12 protein-coding genes are annotated in these 15,475 nt (G+C 27.1%); 7 read left to right on the plus strand and 5 right to left on the minus strand.

Annotation, left to right across the window (positions count from 1 at the left end; genetic code table 11):
- Positions 1-19: 19 nt before the first annotated feature.
- Together Q0K52_RS02945 and bioD are read left to right on the plus strand one after the other, a co-directional pair.
- A complete protein-coding gene (locus Q0K52_RS02945; RefSeq protein WP_297296296.1) occupies positions 20-2,143 on the plus strand; it encodes an alpha-amylase/4-alpha-glucanotransferase domain-containing protein in 2,124 nt (707 codons plus the stop codon).
- Between the two features lie 18 nt (positions 2,144-2,161).
- Entirely contained in the window at positions 2,162-2,827 is a 666-nt protein-coding gene (bioD, locus tag Q0K52_RS02950; protein ID WP_297296298.1) for an AAA family ATPase, read from the plus strand.
- Positions 2,828-2,903: 76 nt separating this feature from the next.
- Here bioD and Q0K52_RS02955 read toward each other — a convergent pair whose 3' ends face one another.
- Entirely contained in the window at positions 2,904-4,235 is a 1,332-nt protein-coding gene (locus Q0K52_RS02955) for a glucose-6-phosphate isomerase (protein WP_297296300.1), read from the minus strand.
- Between the two features lie 101 nt (positions 4,236-4,336).
- Between Q0K52_RS02955 and dcd the strand changes: the two genes are divergently transcribed.
- Entirely contained in the window at positions 4,337-4,855 is a 519-nt protein-coding gene (dcd, locus tag Q0K52_RS02960) for a dCTP deaminase (RefSeq protein WP_297296302.1), read from the plus strand.
- Between the two features lie 452 nt (positions 4,856-5,307).
- Here the strand turns inward: dcd and Q0K52_RS02965 are convergent, their stop codons facing one another.
- From Q0K52_RS02965 to Q0K52_RS02975, 3 genes are all read right to left on the minus strand, one after another.
- Positions 5,308-5,631 carry a cupin domain-containing protein gene (locus Q0K52_RS02965; RefSeq protein ID WP_297296304.1) on the minus strand — a complete coding sequence of 108 codons (324 nt, stop codon included), beginning with the start codon at positions 5,629-5,631 and terminating at the stop codon, positions 5,308-5,310.
- Between the two features lie 315 nt (positions 5,632-5,946).
- Positions 5,947-8,610: a DNA mismatch repair protein MutS gene (mutS, locus tag Q0K52_RS02970; protein ID WP_297296306.1), complete on the minus strand. Its 2,664-nt coding sequence runs from the start codon at positions 8,608-8,610 to the stop codon at positions 5,947-5,949.
- Between the two features lie 68 nt (positions 8,611-8,678).
- Positions 8,679-9,476: a hypothetical protein gene (locus Q0K52_RS02975; protein WP_297296308.1), complete on the minus strand. Its 798-nt coding sequence runs from the start codon at positions 9,474-9,476 to the stop codon at positions 8,679-8,681.
- Positions 9,477-9,600: 124 nt separating this feature from the next.
- Here Q0K52_RS02975 and Q0K52_RS02980 point away from each other — a divergent pair, with 124 nt between their 5' ends.
- Complete coding sequence (locus tag Q0K52_RS02980) at positions 9,601-10,491, plus strand: Rpn family recombination-promoting nuclease/putative transposase (protein WP_297296310.1); 891 nt, start codon at positions 9,601-9,603, stop codon at positions 10,489-10,491.
- Between the two features lie 77 nt (positions 10,492-10,568).
- On the opposite strand, the gene Q0K52_RS02985 is transcribed toward Q0K52_RS02980, so the two are convergent.
- Complete coding sequence (locus Q0K52_RS02985) at positions 10,569-11,399, minus strand: ankyrin repeat domain-containing protein (protein ID WP_297296319.1); 831 nt, start codon at positions 11,397-11,399, stop codon at positions 10,569-10,571.
- Between the two features lie 1,067 nt (positions 11,400-12,466).
- Here Q0K52_RS02985 and Q0K52_RS02990 point away from each other — a divergent pair.
- From Q0K52_RS02990 to Q0K52_RS03000, 3 genes are all read left to right on the plus strand, one after another.
- Entirely contained in the window at positions 12,467-13,573 is a 1,107-nt protein-coding gene (locus Q0K52_RS02990) for an ankyrin repeat domain-containing protein (protein ID WP_297296312.1), read from the plus strand.
- Positions 13,574-14,266: 693 nt separating this feature from the next.
- Positions 14,267-14,500, plus strand: coding sequence for a hypothetical protein (locus Q0K52_RS02995; RefSeq protein WP_297296314.1), 234 nt, complete (start codon positions 14,267-14,269; stop codon positions 14,498-14,500).
- A gap of 275 nt (positions 14,501-14,775) precedes the next feature.
- Positions 14,776-15,036: a 4Fe-4S binding protein gene (locus Q0K52_RS03000; protein WP_297296321.1), complete on the plus strand. Its 261-nt coding sequence runs from the start codon at positions 14,776-14,778 to the stop codon at positions 15,034-15,036.
- The last annotated feature ends 439 nt before the right edge of the window (positions 15,037-15,475 follow it).

A 15,475-nucleotide genomic window follows, 5' to 3' on the forward strand; every position in this document is an offset into this window, starting at 1 on the left:
AATTAAGCAGGTCATCATCATGAAAACTATTAATTTAATATTAGGAAATCATAACCATCAGCCAGTAGGTAATTTTGACTTTGTATTTGAAAGCACATATCAAAAAGCTTATAAGCCTTTTTTGGATATATTAGCAAAATATAAAGATATCAAATTTAATTTTCACTATACAGGCTGTCTTTTAGAATGGATAGAAAAAAATCACCCAGAACATATAGAGGCTTTGAAAAAATTATCAGATGAAAAAAGAATAGAATTTCAAAGCGGCGGTTTTTATGAACCTATAATGCCTTCTATACCAGATAAAGATAAAGATATACAAATAGACAGATTAAATAAATATATATACAGCAGATTTAATTGTGTGCCTCAAGGTGCTTGGATAGCTGAAAGAGTTTGGGAACCTACATTAGTTAAAAATTTAGCTATGAATGGACTTAAATATTTAATGTTAGACGATTCACAGTTTTTAACTACAGGTATAGACACTAAAAATATGTTTGGTTATTTCATTACTGATAATGAAAATTATAAATTAAATATATTCCCAATATCTCAGGAACTTCGTTATTTAATACCTTTCAGAGATGTAGAGAAATCTATCGAATATTTAAAGTCAATAGCTACAGAGGAAGGCGATAGGGTAGTAGTACTTCATGATGATGGTGAGAAATATGGAGATTGGCCTGGTACTCAAAAATGGGTTTATGAAGATAAATGGCTTGAGAAATTCTTTGAAGCTTTAACTAAAGAAAAGGATACTATTATTACTACTACATACAGTGAATATATGGAAAAATATCCTCCTGTATCAAAAATATATATACCTACAGGTTCTTATGAAGAAATGCTTACTTGGGTTTTGCCTGCTGAAATACAAGATGAATTCCATAGAAAACAAGAAGAATTGAAGAAATCAGAAGAAAATGAAATTATTACTAGATTTATGAGAGGCGGTTTCTGGAGAAATTATTTCACTAAATATACAGAAAGCAACAGAATGAATAAAAGAATGCTTTTTGTTTCTAATATGATAGGGGAGATTACAGAATCTAATTATAAAGATAAAGAAGAAGCATTAAATTATTTATTAAAAGGTCAGTGTAATTGTCCTTATTGGCATGGTACTTTTGGAGGACTTTATTTAAATAATTTAAGACATGCTACTTATGCTAATTTAATCAAAGCTACATCTATATCATTAGAAAAAGTATACGGCAGAGAATATTTCTTAAGCCATCATTTAGATTTTGATATGGACGGCAGAGAAGAAGTTATAATTTCATGTGAAAGATCTGCTATTATTTTCCATAGATTAAGCGGTTCTATTATAGAATGGGATTTAAAAAAGGATACTCCTATTAATTTAATAGACTGTTTAAAAAGAAGAGAAGAAGCATATCATATAGCTGCTATGAGAAATGCTGCTAATGAAGATAATAATGACAGCGAGCATGTATCAATACATGAAATAGCTAAAAAAGTTGATGAGAAAATAGCTAAATATTTGGTATTCGATAAGAACGAAAAAGTATTTGCTGTTGATCACTTCTTGAATAAAATTCCTACTGCTGAAGAATTCCAGTTAATGAAATATGAAGAAGATGCTGATTTTTATAAGTCTTATTATAATGTAGTAGAAAATTTAATAAATAAAGATTATGCTACTATTTCTTATGATAAGGTTTCTAAAGTTAATGGCAAAGATATTTATTTGATGAAAAGATATGTAATAGATAAAGACGGTACATTCACTCTTGAATCTATTATACAAAATAAATCTAATGAAGATGCAGAATTTGTATATGCATTAGAAAATAATATAACATTGCTTGCAGGACAGGAACCGGACAGATATTATATAGGAGATGATAAGAAAATATCTTCTAATCTTTGCGAAGCTTCTGAATATAAAGGCAAATCTATTGGTATGGTTGATGAAGGATATGTAAAAGTAAAAGTATCTCTTGAAGCAAATGAAGAAACTACATTCTTATATATGCCTAATTATACTATATCAGATGCTGTTGATAAACTTGAAATGAATTATCAAAATTCTACTATAGTTTGCTGTAAGAAAATAAATTTGAAACCTGGTGAGAAAGTTCAATATAAAATAAAAGTAACTGCTAAAGATATTTGATTTTAAGGGTAGTGTTTAATGAAACTGTTTTGTGTAATATCAGATAAAAATTATGTTGGTAAAACTTATATATCTTCTCATATAGTATCATCATTAAAATTGTTTGATAAAAGTGTATGCTACTATAAGCCATTTGTTATGGGAGTACGCGACAATAAATTATTTGACACTGAATATATAAGAAATACCACTAATTTAAAAGCATCAGAAATATTTGTTTCTTATGCTACTAATGGAAGTATTTCACCGCTTCATAGTATTAACACAAAAATAGATGAAAGAGATATTACTGATTTAATATACGAAAATAATGATATTTATGATTATATGGTATTTGAATCATTATGCCTATATGAACCTATAAAAGAGAATTATAATTTTATGGATTTAATATTGGATATAGAAAAAGAAAATGAAATTCATATAATACCAGTTGTAGAGTATGATTCAAATGTTATACATTCTTCTTTAGAGCAGGTGGAGTTATTTCATACAAGAGGATTCAAAGTACCATTCATAATTATAAATGTGAAGAAAGATATATTTGTATCAGAATCTGTTATAGAGTATATCAGAAGTCAGGTTAATCCTATAAAGGTGCATATAACAGAATTTGATAATATGGCAGAGAATAAAAAAATAGATAGTATAAAATATCCTGAAATTATTAAGGATTTATTTTAATTATTTAAGTTAGTTAAAAATGAAATAGGCTGATAAGAAATTATCAGCCTATTTTTTATTGTTATTTATAATTTTATTATTTTTCTAATCTAGCTCTTAAAGTTTTACCCATTTCTTCGTAGCCTTTTTTACCAAGCATAGCAAACATATTTTTCTTGTATGCTTCTACACCAGGCTGATCGAATGGATTAACTCCAAGCATGTGACCAGATATACCGCAAGCCTTTTCAAAGAAATATAAAAGCTCTCCGATAGTGAATGGAGTGATTTTATCTATATCTAATATGATATTTGGAACTCCTCCATCAACATGGGCAAGAACTGTAGCTTCTAATGCAGATTTATTTATTTCATGTAAAGTTTTTCCATCTAAATAATTTAATCCGTCTAAATCAGAATCTTCTTTTTTCATTGTTAAGTCAATATCTTCTTTATCAACTCTTATAACAGTTTCAAATAATCCTCTTTTACCGTCTTGTATGAATTGACCTAAAGAGTGTAAGTCAGTAGAGAAATCAACAGAAGCAGGGAATATACCTTTTTTATCTTTACCTTCGCTTTCACCGTATAATTGTTTCCACCATTCAGATATGTAGTGCATTCTAGGTATATAGTTAACCATTATTTCTGTGCTGTAGCCTTTAGCATAAAGAGCATTTCTAAGCATAGCATATAGCATAGAAGGATTTTTCTTATAATCCATTTCTTTAGTTATTTTTGCCATAGAATCGAATCCTTTAACGAATTCTTCTATATTGATTCCAGCAACAGCTATAGGTATAAGTCCTACAGGAGTAAGAACTGAATATCTTCCGCCAACATCATCAGGTATTACAAAAGTTCTATATTTATTTTCTGTAGATAAAGTTTTTAAAGCACCTTTAGCTTTATCTGTAGTAGCTATTATTCTTTTAGCAGCTCCGTCTTTACCGTATCTTTTTTCAGCATATTCTTTTAACATTCTGAAAGCTATAGCTGGCTCAGTTGTAGTACCGCTTTTTGATATAACATTAATATAGAAATCTTTTCCTTCTAAATAGTCCAATAAATGTTTGAAATACTCTCCGTTCATATTATGACCGGCATATATAACTTGGGTATTTCCTTTTTTTGCTTGAGAGAAAGGATTTAAAAATGATTCAATAACTGCTTTACCGCCTAAATATGATCCGCCTATACCAACAGATACTAACACTTCAGCATTTTCTCTTATTTCTTTAGCCAATTCATCAATTTCTTTAACCATTTTTAAAGCTTCAGTTGGTAAATTAACCCAGCCTAAAAAATCATTGCCGGCACCTTTTTGATTTTCAAGAAGTTCATTGGCATATTTAGCATGTTCTGCAAGATATTCCAATTCATGTTCTTGTAAAAATCCTAATACATTTTTATAATTTATTGATAGCATTTAATAACTCCATCATTTTATTTTACGTGATAAATTATACTATAATAATACCGAAAAATAAAGTGAAATAATTTAAAAATAAATAGCAGGAAAATAAATAAATGATTTTATCAGGGCTTGAAATAGAAAAAAATTTAGGTAAAGATATTATAATAGAACCATTCAATAGAAAACAATTAAATTCAAATAGTTATAATGTAAAACTTCATAATAAACTTTTAGTATATAAAGATAAAGTATTAGATATGAAAAAGCCTAATGAGGCAGAAGAAATAATAATACCTGAATCGGGATATGAATTAAAACCTAATGAATTATATTTAGGAAGAACTTTAGAATATACAAGTACAAAGAGATTTGTACCTATGATAGAGGGACGTTCTTCTATAGGAAGGCTTGGAATATTTATTCATATTACTGCAGGTTTCGGAGATGTTGGATTTGCTGGTTATTGGACTTTAGAAATTTTCTGCATCAAACCTATAATTATATATCCGAATGTAGAAATAGCCCAACTTTATTATCATACTATAGACGGGGAATATGAAGAGTATACAAGTACAAAATATCAAAATAATACCGATGTCCAGCCTAGTATGCTTTATAAAGATTTCAAGTAATTTAGTATTTGTATTAATTTTTTTAATTAATACTTTTATATTATAAATAATCCATTTCAATTTTTACATTTGAAATATATTTGGTATATACTGAAACAATTTCATTTTGCCGACTACTGACATTATGTAATATTATCAACTTTTTTGCCGCACACGCTCTGCGGACTTCGTCAAAGTTGCTGCCTACAGCACGCAGAGCGAAAAACGCAATTACTAGAACTTTATATTAAAAATATATGTATTAAATGTAGAGTATAACCTAGATTTAGACTAAAAATGCAGTTTTTTTGGTTCTTTTATACCAATACTTACAGTACTTCCTTCGGTCGTAAAAGAACTGGGGGTTCGGGGGCTAGTCCCCGAAAATAATAACAATATAAAAAATAAAATTGGCAAAATGTAGCTGTTTAGGTATATATTAATATATTTTTAAACTATTCGTTTATAAAAGATTAAATGAATACTAAAAGTAAATTAGATATTCCGCTTTCAGAAATTCCTATCATAGAATGCACAGAATGAGCTCTTACTCTTATGATATCGCCTTCTTCTAAATCAACGATTTCTTCTTCTACTATATATCTTACTTTACCGCTTAATACTATTACCATTTCTTCAGAAGGGTGCTCATGATATGGTATAAGCTGATTAGATTTTTGTGCAATAGCATATACTGTGTAGCCTTTATCTGATAAAGTTTCTATTAATCTTTCATCATCTTTTACACAGTCAAATTCTCTTTCAGTTGTTGATTTGTAATAGTATTGTTCAGTCATGATACACCTCATTATGGATAGTATAATTTCGGCTAATAACATTATAAAATTGAATTTATATAAGAACAATTATTGATTATATATTTATATATACTGTTTATATAAACTATGAAGTTATATTTTGTACTTTTATGATAAATAAATTAAAATTATTTTATTCTTTATAGATATATTATAAAGTTTTTTGATTTATATATTATTAATTTAATTTGTATTTATATTTCTTCTACAATATATATTTTATTCTAAAAAGTTAAACAGTATAACTTTATATTTGTTTGTATATGAGATATTAATAACTTTAACAATTAAATATTATAATGATTTTTTCCATTTATTAATTAAGTTTAAAGCATCAATAGGGGTGATATTGTTTATATCTAAATCTTTTATTTCTCTTTCTATTTCGCTTTCTTTTTCTATGATTTTAGGTTCTTCATAAAGAGGAAGTATATCTTTTGATTTTTGAGTATTTAATTCTATATTTTCCACCTGAACACTTGCATCAGCTTCTAATCGTTTTAATATTTCTGTAGCTCTTTTTATAACTTTATTAGGAGCACCGGCTATTTTTGCAGCATATATACCATAACTAGATTTAGCTGCTCCTTCGGTAACTTTTTTCATAAAAATGATTTCATCTTTGTATTCTTCAACTAATACCTTGTAGTTTTTAACGCCTTCTAAATCTTCAAGCATAGTAAGTTCATGGTAATGTGTAGCGAATAAAGTTTTAGCTTTTTTATTTTCTTCATGAACTAAATATTCAACTATAGCCCAAGCAATAGAAAGTCCGTCATAAGTTGAAGTTCCTCTGCCTATTTCGTCCATTATAACAAGACTCTTATCCGTACAATGATTTAAAATATATGCTGTTTCATTCATCTCCACTAAGAATGTACTTTCTCCTCTTGCTATATTATCGCTAGCACCAACGCGTGTAAATATACGGTCAACTATAGAAATTTTTGCACTTGATGCAGGAACGAATGAACCTATTTGAGCAAGCAATACTATTAAAGCTGTTTGTCTTAAATATGTACTTTTACCGCTCATATTTGGGCCAGTAATTATAAGCATATGTTCATTTTTATTATCCAAATATGTATCATTAGGAATGAAGCTTTCTGTTTTTAGATTAACTTCTACGACTGGGTGTCTTCCGTCTTTTATATCTATTATACCGTCATCTGTTATTATAGGTTTTATATAATTATCTTCTTTAGCTAAACAAGCAAGAGAAGAATAAACATCTATTATAGAAATTACTCTTGCCATTTTTAATATTGAGTTTAAATATTCATTAGTTTTATTTCTTACTTCAATAAATATATTGTATTCTAATGCATAACTTTTTTCATTAGCTTCATTTATAATAGTTTCATATTCCATTAATTTGCTTGTGGTATATCTTTCGCTTCCTATTAATGTTTGTCTTTTTATAAAATCGCTTGGCACTGAAGAAACATTTGATTTTGTTACCTCTACATAATAACCTATAACATTATTGTATCTTATTTTAAGATTATTTATTCCGGTATCTTGTTTATAATTATGTTCAAGCTCTGCTATCCAAGACCTTCCTTCTCTTCTAGCTTCATTATATTTTTTTAATGTTTCATCGTAATCATCTTTTATAATGTCGCCTTCATTTATAACAACTTTTGGATCTTCTAATATCGCACGCTCTATTAAATCAGTTATTATTTTTATATCATTAACTTCTTCAAAGTTTACATCTTCAAAATTATTCATTGCAAGTTCTGTTACAACTTCAAGAGAACCTACTAAAAATCTTTTTAATGATACTAATTCTTTTGGATTAATTCTTCCTAATGCTAATTTTGATGCAAGTCTTTCTATATCTCCAATATCCTGAAGCAAATCTCTTATTTTATACATAAACTTTTGATTTTTATAGAAAAACTCTACATTATTAAGTCTTTTATTTATTTCTTCTATATTTAATAATGGTTCTACGATTATTCTTTTTAAATATCTTGCTCCCATAGAAGTTTTTGTTCTGTCTATGGTATCAAACAATGTCATTTTATTATTATCATTTCTTATAGTTTCTAATATTTCCAAACTTGCTATTGTGGCATAATCCAAAGTCATTGAATCTCTTCTATTATATAGTTTAATATTTGAAATATGCTCAAGAGAAGTTTTTGAAAGTTCCTGTATATAAAATATAGTTGATCCTAATAATGATATTAAAAGAGGCTTTTCTTCTATACCGAAACTTTTTAATGACACTGTTTTAAAATGATTTGTTAAAGTTTTGTATGCATAAGAATATTCTGCAGTATAATTTGGAGTAGTGCTGTAGAATACATTATTAAATTTATTTTGAATTTCTTTTATAATAATGCTTTCAGAAACTGATTCTATAGTCATGATCTCTTTAGGAGAGAATCTTATAATTTCTTCTGTAAGTTCATTGATAATTTCTTTTACAGCTTCATTTTGATTTTCTAAATTAGAATTTATTTCTGTGGCATAAAGTTCGCCTGTAGAAATATCGCATATAGATAATGCTGCATTTTTTTCGCTTTTTGACACTATTACAGAAGCTAAATAATTATTGCTTTTTGATTCAAGGTATTTATTTTCTGAAATTGTACCAGGAGTTATAACCTGAGTAACCTCTCTTTTTACTATACCTTTTGCAAGTTTTGGGTCTTCCATTTGATCGCATATAGCAATCTTCATTCCTGATTTAACTAATCTTGATAAATAATTATCTATAGCATGATAAGGAACTCCTGCCATAGGAACATTAGCTCTCTTTGTAAGTGTAAGACCCAATATATCGGATACTATTTTGGCATCATCAAAAAATACTTCGTAGAAATCTCCCATTCTAAAAAGAAGTATACTGTCACTATATTTATCTTTTATTTCTTTGTACTGTCTCATCATAGGAGTGAGTTTTTGATTTTCTTCTTTTTCGCTTCCAAAAAATGTTTCCTGCATATAGTTATCCGTTTATAAATTTTTTGATTAGTATAATATATTTTTGTTCTTTAATCAAATTTTTAATTTTATAAATATGAATACGCTTTTATATAATGGGCTAATAAAATAGAAATTATAAATGACAATAATATTATTATAAAAGTAGAAACAAATATTTTTATTGTGAATGTAAAGAAAATTGCTATTATAATAGAAGATATTATTAAAGATAAAATAAAAGATATTATATAAGCAGAATTTACAAATATAAACCTGCTCCAAGGATTCATAAACTTCGATGACATTATATTAAAAACTGATAGTATTGCAGATGATAATAATGAGTTTGATATACTCAATAAAATAATAATGTATTTAGATTCATAAAATAAATATAATGATATAAAAACTGATGCATATACAAATGATATTAATAATATATTTGAAATGCATTTAATGTTAAAGAGATGTTTGTCTTCGTTTATAAAAAGTTTTTCTAGTATAAAATATACTGTATTAGCTAATATTATAGAGATAAAATTCATAATGGGCAGAAGTGCATATCTAAATACTACTGCTTTATTAAAAACAATTTTTGTAATCAATATATATAAGATTAATGATATAACAAAACCAATAAAAGAGAATATAGTTTTATTTTTTATTTCTTTCTTGTAATTTTTGAAAATATTAGTATAAACTGTACGGGAATTGATAAACATAAATACTGAAAAAAAGCTAAATAAATACACTGCATTGAATGTTATTAAATTAAAATGGTTTATATTTAGTAATGCTGTTAAATTTATTAAAGCTGATATTAAAGAGATGATTAAATTAACTCTTCCTTTATATTGATATATTGGAGATGCATATTTGTTCATAATATTATTATATACCTTTTTGTCAAAATTAAATACTAGAATATTCATAAACTAAATATATTTTGTTAATATATATTTAATTGATACTATTTGACAAAGAATAAAAATTCATTATAATAATTTTATGGAATTGAGATTAAATAATAATTTTAATGTTTTAAATGATTACTTTGTGAGATATCTTTTCTCTGATAAAGGCAGTGAGGCAATATTATTAGATTTTATTAATTCAATAATGCTTGATTCTGGTATGAAGACTTTTAGATCTGTAGAAATATTAACTCCTTTCAATTATAAAGAAAACTATGAGGATAAAGAAACTATTGCAGATGTAAAATGCATTACACAAAACGGAACAGTTGTTATTATAGAAATACAATTACAAGGTAATTCAAGATTTCCAGAAAGAATATTATATTATTGGGCTTCTAATTATAGTAAACTTTTGAAACAAGGTGAAAAATATGATGCTCTAACTCCAGTAATTAGTATAAATTTACTTAACTTTAATTTAGATGATAATGATTCTATACATTCTTGTTATATGATTTATGACACCAATAAAAAAAGATTACTGACAGATCATTTGCAGATACATATAATAGAATTGAAAAAATTTAAATATAATTCATTAGAATATGATTTAAATTGCTGGCTTAAATTTTTTACTATGAAAGATAAGGATAATAAGGAGGTTATAATGTCAGAATTAGTAAAAGAGAAACCTATAATGGAAGAGGTACAAAGAAGATATAATAACTTTATTAAAGATAGATTAATGATGAATGAATATGATAAAAGACAAGCATATCTATACGGTAATCAAATAATGTTGGAAGAGGAAAGAAGATTAGGAAGAGTAGAAGGGAAAGAGGAAGGTATTAAAGAAGGTATAGAACAGGGTATAGAACAAGAAAAATATTCTCTAGCTAGAAATATGAAGAATAAAAATATGGATTTAAATCTTATAAGCGAATTAACAGGGCTTAGTATAGAAAAAATAGAAAAATTATGATATGAAAAATTTATATTATAATTTTAGTTCTGTTAAAAAATAATAATATATATAATTTTAATCAGCATAAAAATCAATTATCTGAAAAATTCAGCAATATTATAAAATATAAAATGTAATATTAATGCAGCTATACCAATTACAATTAGAAGTACAATCTTAAAAATATTAAATATTCCAGTAAAAGTTAATTTTATATTATATATAAATGCTCCTGGATACGCTTTTTTCCCGTTATTATTTTTTATGTTTTTATCTGCATTATTTTCTATCAAAAGAGATATAACTTTTTTTTCCATATCAATATTTCTATACCCATTATCTTTTTTATATGAAATTTTATGAAGTGCAGTATCTCCATCATTATTTTGTAAATTAATATTGATTCCGTTTTTTATAAGCATTTCAAAAATATCATATTCTTCTGTTCCTATATTATCTCTGGAAAGTATATAGTGAAGTATACCATTTCCGTCATTATCTTGTATATTAATATTTGCTCCTAGATTTATAAGTGTTTCAATTTTATATTTACTATCTGGAATACCTATAATTGCACTTTTACCGAATTTAGGTCTATGATGTGAATCGTAGGACTTACTTACATCAAGTATAAGATTTTTTCCGGATTCGTTAATATCCATTCCATTATCTAATAAAACTTTTACGAAATTAGAGAAATTATTAGTGCTTAAATTAGGTATATAGTTATACCATGTTTCAATGTTAGTTATATATTCTTTATTGTTTTCAATTATATATTTGAACCCATCAAGATTTTCAGAATATACTGATTGTGATAATGCTGATTCTTTATTTGTTGCTGCTAAATTTTTAAAATCATCACTAACTTGAGCATAAGAAATGCACGAGCTAATAATAAATATAATAATACCTAATACTTTCATCATAAACCCCCTTTAAAATTCAATATTAGTTTTTTGATTATACAGTATATTGGTATATTGTGTCAATGTATTTTTAATTGATTTATAATATATGGTATAATTATAAATTATTATTTTTTATTATTGCTAATATAGTTAATATAAATTATATATTAATATATTTTTAAAGCGATAAACGATCAGCTGATAACTTTAGTTGTTAGTTATATTTTAAAAATAAAAAATCGAGCATCTGTCAGCTTTAGCTGATAGATATTTTAAAGCGAGATTTTTTATATATACTAAAAATTTTTAACTTTGTCAACTAATGGACTTTATATAAATTTTATCTACTTTTTTGTCGCACACGCTCTGCGGACTTCGTCAAAGTAGCAAAAAACGCAATTGCTAGAACTTTATATTAAAAACATTCCTATTAAATATAGAATATACCCTAAAAATGCAGTCTTTCGCGAAGCGTATCCGAGTTTATCGAGGATATAGCTTCTTTGGGTCACCAAAAGAAGTGGGGGTGTGGGGGCAAAGCCACCACAAACAATAAAATTGAAAAAACTAAAATTGACAAAATATAGTTGTTTAGGCATATACTAAAAATTTTTAACTTTGTCAACTAATGGACTTTATATAAATTTTATCTACTTTTTTGTCGCACACGCTCTGCGGACTTCGTCAAAGTAGCAAAAAACGCAAATGCTAGAACTTTATATTAAAAAGATGTCTATTAAATATAGGGTATAGTCTATAAAAATGCAGTCTCTCTCGAAAGCGTATCCGAGCCTGTCTAGGATATAGGTTCTCACCGAAGGCGGGCTTCGCCTTATACCAATACCGAAAGGTACCTACTTGGTAAAAGAACTGGGGGTGTGGCACGTCTGTGTGCTTCGCAGGGCTAGTCCCCACAAATAGTCTAAATTTAAGATGGTGTTTTGAAAAACTTAAAAATTTTAGTATATAAAATAGTTTATCTATTTTTTTATTGATATACTGTATAATAGTAATTAATGTTTTCTTTACTTTTATATTTACTTATGATATTATAGCAAACAATAATGATTAAGGAGTGTTTTATGAAAAAAATAATTATAACAGCTTTAATATTAATCAGTATAATAAGCTGTAATTCTAAAAAAACTGATAATACAGAAGTAACTACAGATACTAACGCAATTAATACCAATAATACAGAAATATCTAATAATAATGATGAATATGTTGAAGATAATAATACTGAGGAAATTAATACTGATACTGCAGAAATTAGTGAATCAGGTATTGAAGTATCAGGATGGGATTTGGAGGCTTTTAATGATCTTAAAAATGTAAAGGATGCAGAGTCTTTAAAAAGCTTTGAAGAGAAACATGGAGAAAGAAGTTTAATAATGGCATTACAATACGGTGATAAAAAAATGGTTACTCAATTACTTTCTTACGGTGTTAATGTTGATCAGACTTATGTTGATAATGATAGTCCATTAAAAACAGCTTCTGCAAAAGGATATTTAGAACTTGTAAAAGAGTTTATAAAAAGAGGGGCAGATGTTAATTTTAGAGGAGAAGGAAATATTGATGCTTTACATTCAGCAGTAATGTCTACAAATGAAAATAGTTTAAAAATAATGAAAGAATTATTAGATGCAGGTGCTGAAGTAGATGTCGAGTATGGCTGGGAAGAACCTTTTCCTATATTACTTGATACAATTGGAGTTGACGAATCAAAATGTGATTTAGAAAAATTTAAAATGCTTGCTGAATATGGAGCTGATATAAATTATGTTGATAGTTATGGCTATCCTTTAATTCATTATGCTGTTAATGCAGGCTGTTTAGATATAGTAAAATATTTAGTTTCAAAAGGCATTGACCCTGCTATGAAATATGAACTTAAAGAATACTATCCAAATGTAAATATTTCATTATTGGCTAGTACTCTTTATAATAGTGATACAGAAATGGCAAAGTATTTAATAGAGCAAGGTGCCGATGTAAATACTCCTATACCTTCAGAAGATGGTTATCCTTTACTGCTTCAGGCTATTGACAATGGAAAAACAGAGCTTGTTAAACTTTTAATAGAGAATGGAGCAGACACTACAGTTGTAAACAAAGAGAAAAAGACGGTATTCGATATAGCTAGAGAAAAAGGCTATGATGATATTGTAGCTTTAGATAAATAATAATTTTAAATATAAAAATTGTGAGCGTCTATTAGCTTTAGCTTACAGAGCCTAAAAGCGAACAATTTTTATTGGTAATAATATATTAGCTTTAGAAAAATAATATAAATAATATTTTAAAGTGATAAACGAGCAGCTGATAACTTTAGTTATCAGCTAGTTTAAAGCGAGTTTATCACTAGCAATAATAAACAGCTGATAACTGATGATAAAGTTCTCAGCTGTTTTTTTATTGTTCTTTTTCCCGCACACGCTCTGCGGACTTCGTCAAATGCATACTTTCACAAAGCGTATCCGAGCCTGTCCAGGATATAGCTTCTTTGAGCACAACCGAGTAGGTGCCTAATCGGCAAAAGAAGTTGGGGGTTATATGAACTACGCAGAGCAGCATGTATTTGTGCTTCGCATGGCTAATCCCAACAAATAATAAATATAAGAAAATAATTTTTGATAAAATATATTTGTTTCAGTATATTCTGCTAAAAAATTAATAAAGTAAAATTATTTTATCTATCTAAAATAGCTCGCCATTTAAAAATAGTGTTTTTAAAAAAATAGTTGTAATTATTGACATTACAATAAAATATGTTATTATAGTTGTAATAATATATGTTACAATATTTTTAATTAAAGATAATATTTATAAATTTAGAAAATTAATTATAATTAATGAAATTATATTTGGAGTTTTATATGAAAATATATGAAATTATTTTCAGCCCAACAGGCGGAACAAAAAAAGTTGCCGATGCAATTGTTTTAGAAATTAGCCAAAAAACTAACAGTAATATAGAAAAAGTTGATTTAACTGATTATAATATGGATTTCTCAAGCGTAAAAATATCTCAAGATGATATTGTTGTCATTGCAGTACCTTCTTATGCAGGCAGAGTTCCTGAAATAGCTCAAAACGTATATCTCGAATAAAAGGTAATGGAGCTAATACTGTTATTGTATCGGTTTATGGCAATAGGGATTATGAGGATACTTTAATTGAACTTTACGATATAGCGAAAGAATTAAATTTTAAAGTTACTTCTGCTGTAGCTGCAATTGCTAAACATTCTATAGCTTATAAATACGCTTCTAATAGACCAGATGAAAATGATATAGCAAAACTTAAAGAATTTGCAGGTAACATAATAAATGCTTCTGAAGTTTTAGATGAACATAAATTAAAAGGCAATCGTCCATATAGACAAATAAGTAAAGTATCATTAGTACCAAAAACTACAAATAAATGCAATGATTGTAAATTATGTGCTAAGAAATGCCCAGTTCAGGCAATAGATATTAATAATCCTAAAATAATTGATAAAAATAAATGTATATCTTGTATGAGATGCGTTTCAATATGCAATTCATCAGCTAAAAATATTAGTAAGATTATGTTAACTTTAGTTCATTTTGCTTTGAGAAAATCATGCTCTAAAGCAAAGGATTATGAATTTTATATTAACTAATTATAATTTGTGAAAATAAATTTATATTTTTGTTTTTATATTTGGGGCTTTGCCCACTGCGAAGCACACAGAGTGCAGATCTGCGTGCTTACGCAAGACCTCACTTCTTTTGCGACCGAAGGAAGTACTGCGACTGAAAGGAGTACCTTACGAAGTCCACTGTAAGTGTAGGTATGGTATTGCCACAAAGAAGCTATATATAGGTTTTTATTTAATAGGTTATATATAAGATAATTTTAGTATGATTTAGTACTAATTCTATCCTCGCACTTTCGCGAAGCGTATCCGAGCTTGTCGAGGATATAAGCAACTTTGACGAAGTCCGCAGAGCGTGTGCGGCGGGAAAAAGTTGAATAAAAAAATGACAAACTTAAAAATTTTCAGTATATACCTAAACAAATATCTTTTGTCAATTTTCAAACAGATGAAAGTTCTCTGC

The organism is uncultured Brachyspira sp., assembly GCF_944390845.1.
Lineage (GTDB): Bacteria > Spirochaetota > Brachyspiria > Brachyspirales > Brachyspiraceae > Brachyspira > Brachyspira pulli.